Origin of the sequence: Candidatus Leptofilum sp., from assembly GCF_965223285.1 — a bacterium.
Classification (GTDB): Bacteria; Chloroflexota; Anaerolineae; order Promineifilales; family Promineifilaceae; genus Leptofilum.
Genome location: NZ_OZ244997.1, coordinates 759,211 through 779,551 on the forward strand (window position 1 = coordinate 759,211; position 20,341 = coordinate 779,551).

Below are 20,341 nucleotides of genomic sequence, written 5' to 3' on the forward strand. Positions count from 1 at the left end.
TACTCTAAAGTATAAACTTGAAATGGTCGTTGTCAATAATGTAGCCTGATTTGCGGCTCACCGCTTATTGTCTCTTGTGTGGTGGATCGTAGAAGGGCATCCGTACGACGTTGGCCAAGACGTATTGGGGTCGATGGACCACCATGAGTTCAAGGTACGCTTTGCTGCCGAGTTTGCTGAAGTGCGGCGGCAGCTTACCAATGCCGATGTGCCGCTTGAGCAGCGAGGAGTACATTAGGCTGGTGGCGTAGCCCAGGTAGCTGCGGTCGGCGTCGTAAAGTGAGTGGGCTTCTTCGAGGGGCATCGTGTCTTTGGGCGGGATGAGGCCGAGTTCTTCAAAAGTTTGGTCGTAGGCCTGCCAGTCGAGCATGAGGCCGACGGTTTTCCAGCGGGAGGTTTTGTTTTTGATTTCGTTTTCGATGGCTTGGCGGCCGATGAACGGCCGTTCATCCCCAGCCAACTTCCGAAACATCCAATCAAACCCCAGTTCCAGCGGTGTTTCCCGCTGCTCGGCAATCCAGGCATAGCGCGACGATGAAAAATCAACATCCAGCAGAAGCAGCCCCGCTTCGAGGCGGGCCATCTTCAACGCCCATAAGCCCATCGGCGTGATATTGTAATCTGCCCCTGCCGCCATGAGCGTATCCCAGACGGTAAGCGCATCCTCTGTTTTGATCCAGATTTCAAAGCCGAGGTCGCCCGTATAGCCGGTGCGGGACAAAATGACGGGCTTTTGGGCGATTTTGGTTTTGGTGAGGTGGAAGTAAGGGAGGTCAACGGCCGTTTTTGTTAATTGCGCCAGCACCGTGCGAGAATGTGGCCCTTGCACTGCCAATATGCCGTACTCCCTGGACACATCGGTAATTTCCACCTGGCGACGGCCGATTAAGTTGGCAAAGTAGCGCAGGTTTGGCTCCGCAGCGGTGAGCAGAAATTCATCCTCACTCAGTCGCAGCACCACGCCGTCTTCCAGCATGTAGCCCGCATCATCGCACCAGATGGTGTACTGGGCTTGCCCTGGCTGGCAGGTACGAATGTCTCGCGCCAACCCGCCTGCCAGGAAGTGCTCAGCGTCTGGCCCTTTGATGCGATATTTGAACAGGGGCGAGGTGTCGAACACGGCCACGCCGCTACGGATGGCGAAATATTCTGTCAGGGTAGAGAATTGGTAATTTTGCGCGGCTGCGTAGCCTGCCCAATGCTTCCACTGCATCGTTTCGCTAAGCGGTGCGAGGCGGGGATAAAAGGGGGTTGTTTTAACCATTGATTTTCCTGTAGTGGGGATATGAACTGATTTTAATCTCTGTGTCGAGATTTTATTCTGGTTTTGGGTTTCGTCAAAAGAGTTTGCGCTCGATATCGGTCGCATTTGAGGATGCTCCTTCCTCGTTAAAAATTGATTCTTGGGTGGCAACGGCCGTTTCTCATGCAGTTTTGGTATAATGTCTGATATGAAGCAAGGTAGCAAATATTTTCCGCTTTATTCCCACTTGCAGCAGGCAGCTGGCCAGCCGGTGACGTTGACTTTTTCCCAAATTGAACAGTTATTACGAACTAATTTGCCCCGCAGCGCGCGGGGGCGGGCGGGCTGGTGGAGCAATCGTAGCAAAGGGGCGGTGCAAGCATCGGCCTGGATGGATGCAGGGTATCATGTACAGTCGGTTGATTTAGCGGCGGAAACCGTGCATTTTGCCAAAGCGAAGCTGACCTACACTGTTGAAAAATCGGGAGATACGGTGCTATGGAACCGCGGCATGATCAAAGCATTGCGGCAGCATATGGAAATGTCGCAGGGTGAGCTGGCAGACGAGTTAGGGGTACGCCAGCAGACGGTGAGTGAGTGGGAAACGGGAGCCTACGCGCCCAGCCGAGCCACATCCAAACATTTAGGGTTAGTAGCAGAGCGGGCTGGCTTTGCCTATGAAGTAGGGGAAGAACGGCCGTAACCAATCTCAAAATTAGCTATTGACAAAATAGTCGCTACCGTGTAAAATGTCGGCATTGGTGCGGTAACGACCGTATCACACAGTCAAACATTCCAACAAAGACCTTTTAACCAAAAAGCGCAACGTTGGCGGTGAATCTTGCCGTAACTTTCTGGCTGCCTGTGATTCTGGGAAGAGGACGCAAAAGCAGCGGGGTTTGCTCACCTCGACGCTGCTAGTGCAAACGGCCGTTGCCTCACCATTTTAACAATATTTGAAACAGCGGCAGAGTCAACAACAGAAGATGCTTCTCGAAAAATCTCTGTGTTCTCTGTGGCCAAAAATCATGGAGGCAATGCCAAATGGGAAATTATACATTAAACGAAGTGATCAGGCGTTGGACGCGGGGCGATATGACCACGGAGCAAACGGTAGGGCAAACCTTGCTCATTTTGCAGGATATGGCGCGACGGGTGGGGGTGTTGGAGAAGTTGCGGGAGGAAGAGCGAAACGGCCGTAAAACAGGCAAAGATGAAACGGCCAAATGAAAAAGAGGCTGGGTCAGTCGCACCCAGCCTCTTTCTAATTAAGGATTGTCTTGAGCGCAGCGGAAGCCGATGTCTACATCAAAAGTATTTCCAGAGACGACATAGCGGCGGCTGGTTGTGAAAAATGCGCCATTGGTGTTGTCGAAGCTGCCGCCCCGGTAAATTTGGCTGTTGCCAGAATCCAGATTGACTGGATTATTTTCGGGAGAATTGGCGTAGAAATCTGGATCGAACCGATCCAGCACCCACTCATTCACATTACCTGCCATGTTGAAAACGCCAAACGGACTTGCACCATTGGGGAAGTCATCCACTGGCTCCGTGTCTAGCGAACTGGCGGCAGACAGGGCAGGATCAAATTCGTTGCCCCAAGGCCAGGTGAAGTTGTCTGGGCCGCTAGCGGCAAATTCCCATTCGGCTTCGGTGGGCAGTCGCTTGCCCGCCCATTCGCAATAAGCGTTGGCCTGCGTCCAGGTGATGCCCATCACGGGGTAGTTGGCAAAGACAGGATCATCCCGATAGCCAGAGCGGCGGAAGGAGTTGCGTAGCCCGGTTTGAGTGCAGCCGCCGTCAGCTACGCAAGCCAAATATTGATCGTTGCTCACCTCGAACTGGTCGATTAAGTAGGCATCCAGCGACACCAAATGCTCTGGCCGTTCATTGGTTTGGCCCGTCGTAGAGCCCATCAGGAAGCTGCCGCCGGGTATTAGAACCATGCCGTCTGGCACAGCAACTTCAGTTGGTTCTGGCGTTGGCGGTGATTCCAGGGTAGCAGTTGGTTCAATAGTTGCTTCAGGTTGATCGGTTGCGAGGGTTTCTGTGTCTGCTGTTGGCTCTGGCAATGCTTCGGTGGCAACAGCGGTCGGTTCATTACCTTCTACCGTTGGCTCGATAGCAACTGCTTCTTCCGCATCCTGCAGCGGCGTATCACCTAGTTCCAGAACGGTAAGATTGTCGTAATGAACATGGGCGCGAGATTCATCTACCGTTTCCACATAGAAACCAAAATCACCAGTTGGGTAGCTGCTGTCGGTGAAGGTGGTGATGATACGGCCGTTTACAAAAAAGGAAAATGTGCTGTTGCTGGCATCCACCCGCAAGGAATCAGCTACATCTGCTGACCCGCCCTGAATTGAGCCACCAATACCTGCAATTAATCCCTCAACGGAGCCATTTTGCATGGTTTCCAATCCATCGTTAGATGCTTTCAAAATGGCCCATTCACCAGAACGGGGGGCAACCGTGAAGGCGTAGAATTGGCGGTTATCTGTTTGCCGCAAGACGAGTCCGTACCGATACTCTCCTGCCTCTGTTTCCAAAATATCCACAAACACCCGCGCTTCCAGGCTCACATTGCCAGCTTCTGTGCCGAAAACGGCCGTTGCCACCTGATTTTGCCCCGTTGCTTCTACATGATAATAATCTGGCGGATGGTAGCCTCGCCAGGCGTTGTCTTCCTTCAAATCGGGCCAGCCACTTTCAGGATTCGTAAAATCGTCTACTAACACGATGGCATCGTCGGGGACAATTTCTACCTCTGTAGCAGCACACCGAACGCCCGTTGAGGCAATCATTGTGGGCAAGTTCGGATCGCCCTGGAGTCGGTAAGCCATATCCTTAAGGAAGTCAAACGCGCCACCACGGGCTACTTCCTGGCCGCCAGACACGTCGGCGTACGGTTCATCTACCCATTCCCACACGTTGCCAGCCATGTCAAACACGCCAAAACTGCTGCGGTTGGGGGGCAAGCTGCCGCTGGCGTAAGTGCCATCTTGGGGCAGACTGACGCTGGCGGGGTCATCTCCCCACGGATAAAGGAAGCCCAAGCCGCCCCGCGCCGCCACTTCCCATTCTGCTTCAGAGGGAAGGCGTTTGTTTTGACGGTTGCAATAATCGTTGGCGTTTTGCCAGGTAAGGCCACGCACTGGATGATTTTCTTGTCCGATAGGCGGTTGGCCGTTTGCCCAGCTTGAAGGCGGTTCACTCTCGGTTTCTGCCAGGAAGGTGGCGTAGTCGCTGTTGCTCACCTCAAAGCGGTCGATCCAGTAGGCTTCCAGGTTAATTTCTTGCGGCGAAATGTACTGGCTGCCGCTTAAATCGGCCCCGATGGTGAAGGTGCCGCCGGGAATTTGCACCATGCCCGCTGAAGTGGGCAACTCTGGCGGAAACAGCCGAGGCCACAGCAGGACAGCCGCAGCAATAATCGCTAGCAAGGCGACGCCACCGATTACCAATGGTACCCAGTTGCGGCCAGATTTTTGTGTGGCAGGTTTTGTTTTCGGCTGCACGATTGGCTCTGTGACGGGATCGGGCGCAGTGATCTCGGTTTTTGCCAGCGGCGGTGGGGTTTCGTCTGGTTCAGAATTTGCAGGAAGAACGGCCGTTTCCACCAGTTCTCGTTCAACTATAGGCGGCGGTGTGGTGTAGGCCATGGTGTCGCTGCTGGGTGTGGAGACCTGTCGCGCCACATCGCGCAGGGCCATTGCCATCTGCACGGCCGAACCAAATCGCTCTTGGGGGTCTTTAGCCAATGCTTTTTCCAGGACTGCGCTAAACATATCGGGCAGATTGCTGTTGAACAGTCGAATGTCTGGCAGCGGCTCATTCACATGCTTCATCATCACGGTCAGAGCTGATTGCCCTTCGTAGGGCGGACGGCCGCACGCCATTTCATAAAGCATGACGCCTAGTGAGTAGATGTCGGCGCGATGATCGACCGCATCCCCCACAACCTGTTCTGGTGCCATGTAAGCGGCCGTACCAATGGTGGCACCCGTGGCAGTGTGCACATGCCCACCACCTACTAGCTTGGCAATGCCAAAATCGAGCAAAATGGGCTGGCCCAGCAAATTGATCATCACGTTGGACGGTTTCAGGTCACGGTGAACCATTTGGTTTTCATGCGCGTAGGCCACTGCTTCGCACAAGGGGATCATGATCTCGATGGCTTCTGACAGCGGCAGGCGTAATCCTGCTTCTTTTAATTGCTTGAGCCGATTGTCCAGTGGGTTGCCCGCAATGTATTCAAAAACAATGTAATAGACTTCGCCTTCATGGTTGAAGTCGTGTACGAGCATGATGTTGGGATGGCGAAGACGGGCGACAGCCGCAGCTTCCTGCTCAAACCGTTTTACAAATTCGGGATGCTCAGACAGGTGGGGGTGAATAATTTTGATGGCGACGGTGCGCTGCAAGTTGGGGTCGGTTGCTTTGTACACAGAAGACATGCCCCCACGCCCTAGCAAGGCTTCGATCCTGTAGCGGCCACCGATGGTGCGCCCAGTCCAGGTTGGTTGCAGATCACTCATCATGTTTCTCCAAGTTGTGTATCGGGATTAATTTTCGCTGCACGGCGGCGGCGGGATAAATATTTGTTGGCTGGCTTCTTCGCCATTAGCAATGACGCTGCCTGTGCCAACAACGGCTCCACCGCTGCTGCTAATTTCAAAGGTAATGTTATCATTTACGGCCGTTCCAACCAGTTCGCCTTCCCAATAATATGCAAACGTTCCGCTGACGCCCTGCGCCCGCATGTACACTTGCTGGGTCCAAGAGTTGCCTTCGCCGCACTGTTCGGTACCGTCTAGCTGGTAAATGTCCAGGCTGAACGCGCCATCTGCGGTAGGAACGGCCGTTGCTTCGGTTGTCGTTGGGCTGCCGTTGCGAATGGGTAAATCCTCAATGTTGCCCTCCCACGACAGCAGTTCCTTAAAGACGAAGCCACGATTCCCCACATTATCTACTACGTAAAGCCAATTGCTGTTGGCGGAGCGACCTAGCACGGTCACCATTTCTTCGGCGCGGACAACGGCCACTTGGTTGCTGTTGGCATCCGCTTGGGCAAAGATAGAGGCGTTGTCTATGGCAACGGCCGTATCTTCTGGCAGTGGGGTGGTGCTGGGTGTTAGCTCTGGCGTGGCGGTGTGGGTAGGAACGGCCGTGTTCGTGGGGGCATCTGTTGCGGTTGCCGTTGGTGGGTTGGTGGCCGTTTCTGTGGGTGGCATGGTTGCTGTAGGTCTTTCTGTGCTGGCGGCGATTGCAGGAATGGTTGTGGGGGAAACGGCCGTTTCAGCCAGATCATCGCCATCGCCAAAAAGCGCGGTTGCACCCCAAATGAGCAGCCCAAGCACAACAATACCCCCGACAACAAATATTGGCGTTCGCCACATTTGGCGGTTTTGCGCCTGAATCATCGTTTCGGCAGATTGCACCACGTTTTGCGAATCCGGGAATTCAGCATCGGTGGCCGCAATTTTCTCCCAAATCGCCAACGCCTGCTCAGGGCTGTTTTGCGCCAAAGTTGCCATCGCCTGACTATACATTTGGGCGCAAATGCCTTCATTGGCCCGCTTTTGCACAGCCAGCTTGTCGGCAAATGGCAGGGTCCCCCGCCGCTGTTCAATCGCTTCCCACTTGGCTAGGGCAGATTGGTATTCCCGGTTATCCAAATGGGCCAACGCTTCTTCGTATAGCTGATTGAGCCGTGCTTGGAGTGCCATTGTTTCTAAACCAGCACGCGCTTTGCCTTCAAGATTATCCAGTTCAGGATGGGGAATGTCGCGTTCGCGCAGGGCTTTTACGGCCGTTAGGCTTTCAGAAAATTCGCCAGCCGCCAAGGTGCGATTAGCCCGCTCAATGAGTTGGTCGATAGCTTGCTGCCTTAGCTGTTTCGCTTTTTGCTCTTGATAATCCGGGTCGGCGCGGTGCAGCTCATCCAGTTTGTCCAGGCAGCGGGCAAACTCGCGCTCGTCATACAAGTCGCGGGCCGATTGCCACATTACCATCAGCCGATCCAGATGGCGGGCGGCCAGCGTGTCGGTAGGGCTGGGCATTTGCATGGCGGCGGTGCTTAACGCCGCGGCCATCTCTTGTGCCGTCTGGAAGCGGTGATCGGGGTTCTTAGAAAGAGCTCGTTCCAAAATATTTACTAGCGAATTGGGCGTGTTGGCCTCTACAAGCTGGATGTCTGGCAATGGCTCGTTGATGTGCTTGAGCATGATTTGGTAAGTGGAGTCGCCATGAAACGGGGTTTCGCCACTCAGCATCTCATACATCATGATGCCCAACGAGTAAATGTCGGAGCGGTGGTCGGCTTGTTCACCCTTCACTTGTTCTGGCGACATATAAGCGGCCGTTCCCATGGCGGCACCAGTCACTGTATGAGAGCGTCCACCTACAATTTTGGCAATGCCAAAATCCATCAGTACTGGCTCATTCAGCAAGTTGAGCATCACGTTGGCTGGCTTCAAATCGCGGTGAATCATGCGCCGCTGGTGAGCGTAATCGACGGCTCCGCAAATGGTGGTGAGAATGCGAATGGTGTCATTGAGCGGCAGACGCAAGCCTGCACCTTTGAGTGCTTCCAGTCGCTTGCCGAGGGTTTCCCCCGGCACGTACTCCATCACCATGAAGTAGACTTCGCCTTCGTGATTGAAGTCATGCACTTGCACGATGTTTGGATGGCGCAATTGGGCAATAACGGCCGCTTCCTGTTCAAACCGCTCGATAAATTCTTTATTGTCGGAGAGGTGCTGGTGAATAATTTTGACGGCAACTTTGCGCCGCAAATTGGGGTCGGTGGCACGGTAAACCGACGACATACCGCCGCGCCCCAAAATTGATTCAATTTCATATCGGTCGCCAATGGTACGGCCGATCCAGCTTGGTCCAACTGATGTCATGATAAATTAAACGATGAGCTTGTCATTTTTACTTCAAGAGCCGGTTAGATCGAAATAAACGGAATTGATAAACACGAACAATTTTATGCTACTGCTATGCTGATTATGGCATATTAGACTGTTCGTTTCCACATTTGTAAATCACAAAAAGAATTTTGATGAAAAATGAGCCAAGAAATTGTGATCCACTCAAGTAAAAGCGGGAGAAATGGCTTTGCTAACTTCGAATTATTTTCCCGCTTTTACATTTTACTTGAGCCAAATGGCCCTGACTGTAAAATGTGCGCTAAAACTGCGTTCATTTATTGTAAACCAGATTAAGCATCAACCTTAAAACCGATATTGTGATCCTTTGGGAAGGGTATGGCTATTGGTTAACGATTGTGAAGGGGTGACAAGGTGAAAGTATCACTCTGTGGTAAGTAGAAATGCCGGGAGCAAGCCGTGCGTGGTTATTTGGGTGAAGGTTCCGCTAGCAATTTCTAGCAGCCGGACGATGGGAGGCTGGTCTGGGGTGTTGCTATCGAATTGCTGGAAGAGGAGGAAACGGCCGTCTGGCGACCAGCTTGGTGGGCCATAATGGAATGAAATATCGTCCGTCAGGGCGCGGACTTCGGAGCCGTTGGCGCGCATGAGCCAAAGCTGGCGACCGGTGTTGGTGCCAGCCAGGCGGCGGCCAAAGGCAATCCACTCGCCATCTGGTGACCACGCGGCGTTACCGTCGTTGAACGCGCCATCCTCGCTAAGTAGGCGGCTGTCACTATCGCTATTGAGATTGCCCAGGTAGAGGCTGACACCGACGGCAAAATCGTGGCTGTGTTCGTCGTGATCATCGTTGTCTTCACCGTGAAAGACGACCGTGCGGCTGTTTTGGAAGAGTAACTGGTTGCCCAGCGGATGCCAGGCGGCAGGGGTGCCGATATTGCTAGGGAAGGTGTGGAAACGGCCGTCTGCAAAATTGTATAACCTTACTCCTTCATCCGGTGAACCCGCGAAAGCGACCCAGTTTCCATCTGGTGAGAAGCGAGCGTTGCTGCCAACGGCGGTTTCATTTTCTAGCAGCAAGCGCGTTTCGCCAGTGAAAGTGTCCAGCCACCAAAGCTGGGGGCGGCTAAAGTTAGGGGGTTCACGCCGTTCGTACAGGAGGCGACGGCCGTCCGGGTGCCAAACGGGTTGGGCGCATTCTGCAATTTCGCAGGTAAGCACTGTTTCTGACGAGCCATTGAGCGGGAGTAGTTTGATCTGGCTGTCGCCGTTAGACAACTTGCTGGCGTAGGCAATCTGGGTGCCGCTGGGTGCGGGGGCGTAGTTTAGGAGAACGGCCGTTTCCTCCGTCAACTGCCTCGGTTGCCAATCAGGGGGATCAGTCAGAAATAGCTGGTACAAGCCCGCCTCATCCTCAGCCACGTACAGGATGGGCGGGAGTGAGTTGGAGCGGCGGGGTGGTTGCAAAAAAGCGTAGGATGCGCCGAGGAAGGCAAATAACATCAACAACAATACCCCAAGTCGCCAGCGGGATAAGTGTCGAGCTTTTTCTGGTTGGGATGCATCTGTTAGTTGCTTTTGCATATTTTCTTTATCAAAGATTTCGCAGATTTACCGCAAACAATCTTATTAATCTGGGCAATCTGTGATTGGAATCTTCTATTACGGCAACCAGGCGGGTAGGGTGCCGGGTGAGGCAATTTCGGTGCGCTCTCCAGTGGCGACTTCGATGAGCCAGATGGCGGGCTTGGCGTACAGTTCATCCAAATTGTACTGCTGGTAGAGCAAGAAACGGCCGTCTGGCGACCAAGCGATTTCGCCATGATGAATTTGCGGATCGTTGGTGATGGCCAACGGTTCCGAGCCATCAGCTTGCATGACCCAGATTTGCCGACCCATGGGCACGCGCGGCAGCTTGCGACCAAAAGCAATCCATTGGCCATCTTGTGACCAAGCGGGAGAGCTGTCATCCACGCTCTCTTCGCCGAGCATGGGCTGGCTGAGGACGATGACATCTTCGCTGGCGAGATCAACGCTAGTTAACTCCACGCTCCAATTGGTGCCGCTGGCGTTGATGTTGGTGATGAGGAGGCTGTCGCCTTGCGGTCGCCACACGGCCGGGGAACCCATCTGGTTGGGGATGAGCATCCCGGAGCCGTCTGCCAGATTAAATAGCTGGATGCCCTGGTCAATGGGCGACACAAAACTGAGCCACTGCCCATCGTTTGAAACGCGGGGATACAGTCCCAGCATTTGATTGTTTTGGAAGAGTGGCACGGTTTCCCCGGTGGTTGCGTCTAGCCACCAGAGGCGCGGGTTGCCGGGTGGGGCACCGGGCGTAGGGATGTTGCGCCGCTCGTAGATGAGGCGACGGCCGTCTGGCAACCATTGCGCCTGGGAGCAGGCTGCGTCTGGGCAGGCAAGCAGTTCCCGGTTGTTGCTGCCATCGCTGTTGATGAGCCACAAATCGGCCGCACCTCCGTCGCGCAGGATGGCGTAGGCAATCTGGCTGCCATCTGGTTTGACGGCAAAGTCGAGCACGTCCGCGTCAGTGGCGGTGAGCGGTGTTGTCGTAACGGTTTCGCCGTCCACCTTGGCAATGTAAAGCTGGTCGGCGGCTTCATCATCCCAACTGATGTAGACAATGCGCGGCTGGCCAGTCTGGAATTCCCAACTGAGTGGCTCATCTAGCTGGTGTCCTTGTTCGCTGCTGATCTCGGGGGCGAGGGTAACACGATAGCGGCTATTGGTATCCAGCGGTGCGTTTGGCTGGAAGATGAGCTGGTTGTTGGCAATAGAAATGGTGCCTGGGAGGGGGGGATCGAGCGTAACGGCCGTTTCCGCCACAGTTGCCAAAGGTTCGCTAAAGGTCACCTGGATGTTGGTGCGGGTAGAAACATTGCTGCCGTTGGGCGCGGGCCATCTGTCTGTTGCTTCCAGAGCAATATTGTCGCCGTAGAGAATAACGGCCGTAATCATTGTCACTAGCACAGCCAGAGTGGAAATAACGATGCGGTCGAAGCGGGTGAGAGACATAGATGGTAATTGGGCGATTTACTGATAAAGATACGGCTGGCTCGGCGTTTCCGTGGGCGTGATGCTCTCTGCCACCAGCACGGGCATTTGCACGCCGTTGAAGGTGCGGGCCTGGACAGTGCCGCTAACTTCTACCCAGCTATCTGGGGCGAGTACGGCCGTATCCGGCCATTCCACAATCAAGCCAATTGGTGCGGCGTCGGCGACGCAGCAGCTAACGGTGAAGCGGCTCACCATGAACTGCGTTTCGGCAAAGCGGTCATCGCGGTAGACAAAGCCAACCACGTGCGCCTCCTGGCCGTCAAAAGCAGTGGGTTCTGGGCTGCGCTGGAACAAGTAAAGCCAATCCAGAATGTTGCGCTCGCCCGCGTTGGCAATCACGCTCAATTCGCTGCCCTCCGGCGCATTGGCAGACACCAGCGACACATCATTGCCAATGTTGATTTCACGATTTTGCAAGGCGGATGCGCCGAGCGGACGGGGTTCCACCAGCAGCCCCAGCACCACAGGGATGGCCAGCAGCAGCAATCCGGCCCAGGTGACGTCATGGCTGTGGACGTGTTCATGCTCATGATCGTGGTCGTGGGTTTCATCATGAGCATGATTGTGGGCAGCCTGCCGCCGCTGTTGAATGGCGTAAGCAATGCCTAGACCTATGAGGCCAACGGCCGTTAGCAGCGTCAGCACGTTAAACCGAGGATGAATGTAAAAACTGAGCGTACCGTTCAGCAAACGGGTTAGCAAGAAAATACCTAAGGCGATGAGTAAGATAACTTTGATTGTGTGTTTCATAATATTTTACCCACGGATTTTTTGGATTAGCGCGGATTACAATCCTGAAAATCCGCGAAATCCGTGGCTTATATCCCTACCAATTCAGGTTCAGGTTGATGAAAACGGTAATGAGCATGGTGAACGCCAACGGCAGCAGGATAAGGTAAAGCACCACGCGCCGCCGGAAAACGCCCAGGAACATCAGTGCACTCTTGATGTCCACCATCGGGCCAAAGACCAAAAAGCTGAGGATGGAGCCGGTGGTGAAGCTGTTGACAAAGGAAAGTGCCAAAAACGCATCCACTGTGGAGCAGATGGAAAGGACAAAAGCCAGCACCATCATGGCCACTACGGAGGTGACAGGGCCGCTGCCAAAGGCAATGAGGGTCGATTGGGGCACAAAGGTTTGCATGGTGGCCGCCAGCATCGAACCAATAATCAGATAGCGCACCATGTCGATGAAGTCGTCCCCGGCGATGGTGACTGCCTGCCACAGACGTTGGGAACGGCCGTTGCCAACGGCCATTGCATAATGATCATGGTCGTGGCTGTCGTCGGTCTGCGGCAAAATAATCTCTTGGGGCGGGGCAAATTGGAAGATGAGACCCACCACAAAGGCGATGAGAATGGTAAAGGCAAACCGACCAACCAACACTGGCCCCCAACCAAAAGCGACGTAGGTACTTACCAAGACCACCGGGTTTATCACCGGGGCACTCAGTAAAAAGGCAATGCCCACGGAGACAGGCAGTCCTTTTTGGTAGAGCCGCCGCGTTACCGGCACCACGCCACATTCACACACTGGGAAAGCAAACCCCAGCAATGACCCCACAAACGCCGCTGGCACTACTCGTCGCGGCACGTACCGCGCCAATGCTTCTTTGTCTACAAAAACATCAATCAGCCCAGAAACCAGCGAGCCCGCCAGCAAAAAGGGCACTGCTTCAATGAAGATTCCCAAAAAGATGGTGACAAAGGTTTGAAACCGCTCATTGAGGTTAGACGGGAGGAGGTTGGGGAACAGGCTGATGAGCAGCAGAATGACGATTGCGCCCAAGAGACGGCCGTAATTACGTGCAGAAACGGCCGTATGCCCACTTTCGCTTTGTATTGTTTGTTTCTCCTCAACTTGTGCCATGCCAGAAATATAAACAAATAACGGGTTGCGTCAACGACACGACCCGCAGAAAGCAAGATTTTTAGAAAATGCTCAGTTGTGACACACTTATGTAGAATTGTACGAGCGAAGCAATTCTTTGCCCTGATTATATTCGCCAGAAGCCAAATAGATCACCCATTCGCAAATATTGGTGACCCGGTCGGCTGCACGTTCCAGATTGTGCGCCGCCCATTCCAACCGTTGTGCTAATTGGAACGAGTCACTATTGGCTGCCATATACGCCATCACGGCGCGGTAGGTGTTGTTGTATAGCTCGTCAACTTCATCATCTCTTTTGATTGTTTCAAAGGCGATATCGGAATCACGTTGCGTGAATGCGTCTAAAGAACGATGCAGCATAAAGCGACCTTTTTCGGCCATTTGGGGCATATGCACTACCAGCTTGGCTGGCACTTCAGCCTCCCCGATCATCAGGCTGATGCTGCCTATGCCTTTTACGTAATCGTGAATGCGCTCCAGCTCCCCCGCAATTTCCAGCGAAGCGGCTAGCAGACGCAAGTCGCTGGCCATGGGCTGCTGGGTGGCAATGATGCCAAAGATTTGGTTCATGATGTCTATGCGCCGCTGGTTGAACCACTTATCGGACTTTACCAACTCATCTGAGGTGACCAAGTCACGCTTTAGCAAGGCGGTGACCACTTTGATGAGATTCTCTTCAACTTCGCTGCCCATGCGTAGAATTTCATCCTGCATGTTGCGGAGGTCTCGTGCGTAATGTTCTCGAATAACCATTATGTTAACCAAAACGTCCTGTAATATACTGTTCTGTCAATTCATTTTTAGGATTGGTGAATAGCTCGTTGGTTTCGCTAGATTCCACCAAATAGCCAGCACGGTCACTATCCATATTAAAGAACGCAGTAAAGTCAGAGGCACGGGCTGCCTGCTGCATGTTGTGGGTAACAATAATAATGGTGTACTTTTTCTTAAGCTCCTGAATTAGCTCCTCGATGCGAAGCGTGGCAACAGGGTCTAGCGCAGAGGTTGGTTCATCCATCAGGATGATCTCTGGCTTGACGGCAATGGTGCGGGCGATGCACAAACGCTGCTGCTGTCCACCAGAGAGTGAAAGGCCGCTCTGGTTGAGCTTATCCTTCACTTCATCCCACAGGGCGGCTTGGCGGAGTGACTCTTCTACTAATTGATCCATGTCGCCTTGATAGCCATTGATGCGAGCACCCCAAGCAACATTTTCATAGATGGTTTTTGGGAATGGATTTGGTTTTTGGAACACCATGCCAATGCGTCGGCGAATTTCTACGGGATCAATTTTGGCGTCGTAGATGTTCGTACCTCGATAAGTCACTTCACCTTCTACGCGGGCAACTGAATAGAGATCGTTCATCCGATTGAAGGAGCGCAAAACGGTGGATTTGCCGCAGCCAGATGGGCCAATCAGCGCAGTGATTTTTTCGGACGGAAATTTTAATGAGATATTTTTAACAGCCCTAAAGTCGCCATAATAAACGTGCAGGCTGTGCGATTCGATGGCGATAGGGCCACTAACTCCATTGGAAGACATTAGGCTCTCCTTGAGTAGCGATTACGCAGATAAACGGCCGAAGCATTCAGCGACAGCAACAAAACCAGCAACACCACAATGGCGGCAGCGGCAATGTTGCGGAACTCAGCCTGAGGCCGGGAAGTCCATTGATAAATTTGAATGGGCAAAACGGTAAATTTTGAGAAGGGCCCGCTGGGGTCTACGGTGATGAAGGTAGAAGCACCAACGACAACCAGCGGGGCTGTTTCACCAATGGCGCGGGCAATGGCCAAAATGGTTCCTGTCAAAATGCCGGGGAGGGCATTGGGAATAACGTGGTGCCAGATGGTTTGCCATTTGGTTGCACCTAGCGCCATGCCTGCCTGCCGCAGCGAGCTAGGCACGGCACGAATGGCCTCTTGCGAATTGATAATGATGATGGGCAAGATGAGCAAGCCCAGCGTTAACCCGGCGGAGATAACGGTACGGCCGTTTGCCGTTGCCGAATCATCCACCAAGCCAAACAGCGCACCGCTAGAAAAGGATTCCAGCAGGCGCACAAAGATAACCAGCCCCAGCATTCCGTAGATAATGGAAGGAACGCCTGCCAAGTTGTTGATGTTGGTTTGGATGATGCGGTTGAGCCTATTGTCTTCTGCATACTCTTCTAAGTAGATGGAAGCCGCCACGCCCACCGGGAACGAAAACAGGATGGTGATCAAAACCACCCACAGCGAGCCGAAAATGGCGGTACGCACCCCGGCAAACTCTGGTGTGCTGGACTGCGGCGAGGTGAGAAAACGCCCCGACAGCCAGGAGCGGAACTCCAGCTCTGCGTTAGGGTACTCTTCGGCGGTAAATGCCTCAATTTCGCTGCGGCTGGTGAGCGAATCCATCAACGTCCAGGATTGCACTACGTCTGGCCGCACCACTTCCTGGACGATCAGGTCGTACACATTGTTTTGGTCGCGGGCGCGAAGGGTGCACCCTTCTGGAGGTTCTGCTCCAGCGCAAACTTCGGCAAACAGTTCTGGGTCTTCAAAGACGAAGCTGTCTTCAAAAAACCGCTGTTGCCGCTCCAAATTGCGCCCCAAACCTACCGAGATGTTGTTTTGCAAGATTTGCACCAGGGTTTCTTTGGGCAACTCTTCCAAAGTTTCTGGAAAAACTGTTTCTGTGAAGAAATCCAGCGTGCCAGAATTGACCCCCGGAATGTACCGACTGATGGGTTCATCCGGCCATGCTGGGTTTACGTCTGACCAGGATACGGCCGTTGTAAAAATCTGCTTCAGCTCATCAAGGGTCACATCTTCCAGGAAGCTGTTTTCACGATTCACAACCACCGCCAAAGCATCGGTACCAATTTGCATCTCGATGGGCTGGATGAAATTGTCCCGGCACGCTTCAAATTCCCCCGGCTTAATGGGCCGACTGGCGGCAGCAATATCAACGCTCTCGTCCACACAGAACATCTCAAGACCCGCGGTACTGCCTACGCTCTGAAGGTTGACGTTGGCAGTAAAGCCATCCGCCACAATTTGGTTGCGCATGTGTTCAGTCACCGGGAACAGTGTTGAACTCCCGGCAATAATGATGCTGCCCCCTAAACCAGCAGGGTTAATGGCCGCCCATTGGCCCGGTTGCAAATTGAACCCGCTGTTTTGCACCCAGGCAACCTGTGATGCAGAAAGCACGTTTTGGCTTATGGGGAAGTACCCAACCTCACCAATTTCATCATTGATGTTGGTCAGTAAGTAATTTAGATAAATGCTGGCAGCCTGGTTGTTTTGTAAAATATCTTCCGAAGTGTACAGGTACAACGGCCGTGACATTGGGTAAGTGCCGTCGCCAGCCGTCTCGATGGACGCTTCAATCCCGTCAACAGACAGGATTTTCAAACTGTCGCTATTGTCTTGATAATAGGCATAGCCAAAAAAGCCAATGCCAAATTCGTCATTAACAATGCCCTCTGCCAGCACATTATCGTCTTCACTAGAAAGGGTGTTGCTCGCTTCCAGAAGAATCGCTTCTTCCAAATCCAGCACCAGCTTGTCTGGTTCCACGCTGTTTTGCACGGCCACCAAGCCAAACGTCTCATTGATAATGTTGTACAGCAATGCTGTCAGGGCCAGAATGCCAATAATGGTGGATGCCTGAAAAAGGGTACGCCAGATTGAACCAGAGCGGTGCCGTTTGTTAATTTGCTCTTCGAGCTTCGTCCCTTCAGGGTAATGTGTTTGGTCTGCCATTACTCGTACACCTCGCGGTATTTGGCCACAATGCGGCGGCTAATGATGTTTAGCGTGAGTGTCATTAAGAACAGGCCCAAACCAATGGCAAAAATACTGTTGTAATCAATTGAATCATAACTAAGGTCACCGCCACTAATCCGCACAATGTGCCCGGTCATCGTTTCGGCCGATTCAAACGGATTTAGGATGTAGCCAAACAGGCTGTCTTCCCCAAAATCAAAGTTCTTGGGGCCAGACCCCGCTGCAATAGCCACCACCATCGTTTCACCAATGGCCCGGGAAATAGCAACGACGAAAGCGGCCGTAATACCCGAAAGTGCCGCAGGCAGCACAATCCGCAATGAAGTTTCTAGCTTGGTTGCTCCCAAGCCATAGGCAGCCTGGCGCAAAGAGTCGGGAACCGCATGAAGTGCATCTTCACTCATGGAGGTAACGAGTGGGATGATGAGAATCCCTACCACAATACCCGCCGATGCTGTGTTGAAGATTTTTACCGTTTCCAAACCAAACATGCTGCGCAGGAGGGGGGTCATGAAGGTGAGGGCGAAATAACCGTAAACCACTGTGGGAACACCCGCCAACACTTCCAGAATGGGTTTGAGCGTTGATCTTGCTTTGTCAGAGGCATATTCACTGAGGTAAATGGCTGTTGCCAAACCAACGGGCAAAGCCACCAACATGGCAATGACACTCGTCATAATCGTGGCCAAAATCAGCGGCCACAAGCCGAAATCACCTAGTTGAGGCGTCCAGTTTGTGGACGTAATTGTGTCTAAAATGGACACATCGGTGGCACGTTCAATTGTGACCCCAGTATTGTGTGGCACAATTTCCGTTCCATCTATGCCGCGATTGACAGAAAGAATGCTGCCATTAACGGCCGTTACTTCCATAATTTCGTCGTTGAGCCGAATCGTTTCCCCAACCTCAATGGCAGCTCCAGATTCGGCCGCTTCCAAAGTGGTTGCCGCCTGGCTCATATTCACGACGATACGCTTGTTGGTGTCTTCCCAATTGGTATTGGCAAAAAAGTTTAATGATTCACTGCCCAGAATGTAGACAATGCCAACAGTCGTTAAGATTGAAATAGCGCCACAAACAAACAAAACTGTTTGTATGATCGATTCTCCAATACGAGGTTTTTTGGCTAACTCGTCTGCTTGTATTGCTGCACCGACCATTGGCGTGGCAGGATTTTGTGTGGCCATTGATTCCTCCTGCTTCACACTTTTCTCTTTTCCCGAAGAGGTTAATAAACTTGGCTATTCTACCGAAAAATAGACCAGACTGGTAAAAGAGAAAAAGAGGAGTTGGTTACATCCAACTCCTTACATCAAAAGGTTCATGAGATAGGTTTTTCTCACCTATTTTCGTAAATAATATGAGGTGTGGCTCTGAATAAAGAGCCACACCTTTCAAGCTAAGGTTCTAGAATTAGTTATTTGCGTTCAGCCAACCCAATTTTGCCAAATTCAAAGCGTCTTCGCTGGCCGGGAAGTAACCGACATCCACCACTTCTTCATTCACGAAGGTGAGTACGAAGTTGAGGAAGGCAGCCACCTGTGGTTTCTCAGCCATGATGGTGGCATCGGAGTACATGAACAACGGCCGTCCCAACGGGTAAGAACCGTTATCAACGTTAGAAGCATTCGCTTCAATGCCTTCGATATCGAGAATGCTGAGCGAGCCAGCATTTTCCTGGTAGTAAGCGTAGCCAAAGAAACCGATGGCGTACGGGCTGCCCTGGATACCTTGAACCAATACGTTGTCATCTTCAGACAGCTGGGTATTGCTCGCCGCCAGGATGGGGCCTTCATCTTCGTCGAAAACCTCTTCCACGAAGAAATCAAAGGTGCCAGAGTCGGTGCCGGGGATGAAGCGTTGAATCGGTTCATCCGGGAAGCTCGGGTCTACATCAGCCCACGTTTCGGCCGTGCTGAAGGCCAAAGCCAACTGCTCTAAGCTAAGATTATCTACAAAGTCGTTGTCGGCACTCACGGTAACAGCCAATGCATCGGTGCCGATACGGAACTCGATGGGGTCACGGCCAATGGATTGGCAAGATTCGATCTCAGAATCTTTGATAGCACGGCTGGCCCCAGAGATATCAGATTCACCCGCCACGCAGAAACGCTCAAAGCCAGCCCCGGAACCGATAGAGTCGTAGGTCCCAGCAGGGCCACCTTCATCCTGCCAACGCTCGAGCATACGCTCAGCCAGCGGGAAGACGGTGGAGCTACCGGCAATGACCAGGTCGCCACTCACCGACAGCGGGTCTACAGCGGGCAAGTTAACACCAGCGGATGCACCACCGCCAACAGCAACACCTTGTGCGCCTGCCCAGCCCTCTTTGGCTGCGTTCAGCGCGGCTGTGCTTGCCGGGAAGTAGCCCACGTCAACAACTTCTTCATTCACGAAGGTAAGCACAAAGTTGAGGAAGGCGGCGACTTGTGGTTTCTCAGCCATGATGGTGGCATCAGAGTACATGAACAACGGCCGTCCCAACGGGTAGGTGCCATTGTCAACGTTGGCAGCATTGGCTTCAACTCCTTCAATGTTGAGGATATTGAGGGAGGAAGCGTTTTCTTGGTAGTAAGCGTAGCCAAAGAAGCCGATGGCATATGGACTGCCCTGGATACCTTGAACCAGCACGTTGTCATCTTCAGATAGCTGGGTGTTGCTCGCCGCCAGGATGGGGCCTTCATCTTCGTCAAATACCTCTTCCACAAAGAAGTCGAAGGTGCCAGAGTCGGTGCCAGGGATGAAACGTTGAATCGGTTCCGCTGGGAAGCTGGCGTCTACATCAGCCCACGTTTCGGCGGTGCTGAAAGCGAGCGCAAGCTGTTCCAGGCTCAGGTCGGTGAGAAAATCATTTTCTGAGCTAACGGTGACGGCCAGCGCATCGGTGCCGATACGGAACTCGATGGGGTCGCGACCAATGCCTTGGCAAGATTCAATTTCAGAATCTTTGATGGCACGGCTCGCCCCAGAGATGTCGGATTCGCCCGCCACGCAGAAACGTTCAAAGCCAGCTCCGGAGCCGATGGAGTCGTAGGTCCCAGCGGGGCCACCTTCATCCTGCCAACGCTCAATCATACGCTCAGCCAGGGGGAAGACGGTGGAACTACCCGCAATCACCAGGTCGCCGCTTACCGAAAGCGGGTCTACGGCGGGTAAAGCCAAGACTTCTACTGTTTCGACAACGGTTTCAGTAACCGTTTCTGTGACAGTTTCGGTTACCGTTTCTGTCTCGGTTACCACGCGGGTGACCTCAACTTCTACGGTCTCGGTGATGGTTTCTGGCTCCGTGGTTTCGGCTTCCCCGCCACCGCAGGCTACCAGAAGCAAGGCAAAGATCGCCAAAATTGCAAAAAGTTTGTTTCGCATATTTCTTCTCCTAGATTCCCTATCAAGGTGCCATCCACAGCAACGTTTTGGAACTGGTAGATGACCATTGAGTAAGCGGCAGTCAAAAGC

14 protein-coding genes are annotated in these 20,341 nt (G+C 53.0%); 2 read left to right on the forward strand and 12 right to left on the reverse strand.

The window, feature by feature from the left end:
• Window positions 1-64 precede the first annotated feature (64 nt).
• Window positions 65-1,264, reverse strand: a complete 1,200-nt coding sequence (locus ACOQPU_RS03850) for an aminomethyltransferase family protein (RefSeq protein WP_420643811.1) — start codon at window positions 1,262-1,264, stop codon at window positions 65-67.
• Between the two features lie 178 nt (window positions 1,265-1,442).
• On the opposite strand from ACOQPU_RS03850, the gene ACOQPU_RS03855 reads away from it, so the two are divergent.
• On the forward strand, window positions 1,443-1,946 hold the full coding sequence (locus tag ACOQPU_RS03855; protein WP_420643812.1) for a helix-turn-helix transcriptional regulator: 504 nt from the start codon (window positions 1,443-1,445) through the stop codon (window positions 1,944-1,946).
• A 341-nt stretch (window positions 1,947-2,287) separates the two neighbouring features.
• A complete protein-coding gene (locus ACOQPU_RS03860; protein ID WP_420643813.1) occupies window positions 2,288-2,473 on the forward strand; it encodes a hypothetical protein in 186 nt (61 codons plus the stop codon).
• Between the two features lie 38 nt (window positions 2,474-2,511).
• On the opposite strand, the gene ACOQPU_RS03865 is transcribed toward ACOQPU_RS03860, so the two are convergent.
• From ACOQPU_RS03865 to ACOQPU_RS03915, 11 genes are all read right to left on the reverse strand, one after another.
• The gene (locus ACOQPU_RS03865) at window positions 2,512-5,784 is read right to left on the reverse strand and encodes an SUMF1/EgtB/PvdO family nonheme iron enzyme (RefSeq protein WP_420643814.1); all 3,273 of its coding nucleotides are present in this window, start codon (window positions 5,782-5,784) and stop codon (window positions 2,512-2,514) included.
• Window positions 5,785-5,808: 24 nt separating this feature from the next.
• A complete protein-coding gene (locus tag ACOQPU_RS03870; protein WP_420643815.1) occupies window positions 5,809-8,154 on the reverse strand; it encodes a protein kinase domain-containing protein in 2,346 nt (781 codons plus the stop codon).
• A 408-nt stretch (window positions 8,155-8,562) separates the two neighbouring features.
• Window positions 8,563-9,723: a hypothetical protein gene (locus tag ACOQPU_RS03875; RefSeq protein WP_420643816.1), complete on the reverse strand. Its 1,161-nt coding sequence runs from the start codon at window positions 9,721-9,723 to the stop codon at window positions 8,563-8,565.
• 78 nt (window positions 9,724-9,801) lie between these two features.
• Window positions 9,802-11,175 carry an Ig-like domain-containing protein gene (locus ACOQPU_RS03880; protein WP_420643817.1) on the reverse strand — a complete coding sequence of 458 codons (1,374 nt, stop codon included), beginning with the start codon at window positions 11,173-11,175 and terminating at the stop codon, window positions 9,802-9,804.
• A gap of 18 nt (window positions 11,176-11,193) precedes the next feature.
• Window positions 11,194-11,967: a TIGR03943 family putative permease subunit gene (locus ACOQPU_RS03885; protein WP_420643818.1), complete on the reverse strand. Its 774-nt coding sequence runs from the start codon at window positions 11,965-11,967 to the stop codon at window positions 11,194-11,196.
• A gap of 76 nt (window positions 11,968-12,043) precedes the next feature.
• Window positions 12,044-13,087 carry a permease gene (locus ACOQPU_RS03890; protein WP_420643819.1) on the reverse strand — a complete coding sequence of 348 codons (1,044 nt, stop codon included), beginning with the start codon at window positions 13,085-13,087 and terminating at the stop codon, window positions 12,044-12,046.
• 87 nt (window positions 13,088-13,174) lie between these two features.
• Window positions 13,175-13,861: a phosphate signaling complex protein PhoU gene (gene phoU, locus ACOQPU_RS03895; protein ID WP_420643820.1), complete on the reverse strand. Its 687-nt coding sequence runs from the start codon at window positions 13,859-13,861 to the stop codon at window positions 13,175-13,177.
• 4 nt (window positions 13,862-13,865) lie between these two features.
• On the reverse strand, window positions 13,866-14,651 hold the full coding sequence (gene pstB, locus ACOQPU_RS03900; RefSeq protein ID WP_420643821.1) for a phosphate ABC transporter ATP-binding protein PstB: 786 nt from the start codon (window positions 14,649-14,651) through the stop codon (window positions 13,866-13,868).
• The gene (pstA, locus tag ACOQPU_RS03905; RefSeq protein WP_420643822.1) at window positions 14,651-16,861 is read right to left on the reverse strand and encodes a phosphate ABC transporter permease PstA; all 2,211 of its coding nucleotides are present in this window, start codon (window positions 16,859-16,861) and stop codon (window positions 14,651-14,653) included. The genes pstB and pstA overlap by 1 nt, the downstream gene beginning before the upstream one ends.
• The gene (gene pstC, locus ACOQPU_RS03910) at window positions 16,861-18,072 is read right to left on the reverse strand and encodes a phosphate ABC transporter permease subunit PstC (protein WP_420643823.1); all 1,212 of its coding nucleotides are present in this window, start codon (window positions 18,070-18,072) and stop codon (window positions 16,861-16,863) included. Before pstC ends, pstA begins: the two co-directional genes overlap by 1 nt.
• 226 nt (window positions 18,073-18,298) lie before the next feature.
• Window positions 18,299-20,251: a substrate-binding domain-containing protein gene (locus ACOQPU_RS03915; protein ID WP_420643824.1), complete on the reverse strand. Its 1,953-nt coding sequence runs from the start codon at window positions 20,249-20,251 to the stop codon at window positions 18,299-18,301.
• Window positions 20,252-20,341: the final 90 nt, after the last annotated feature.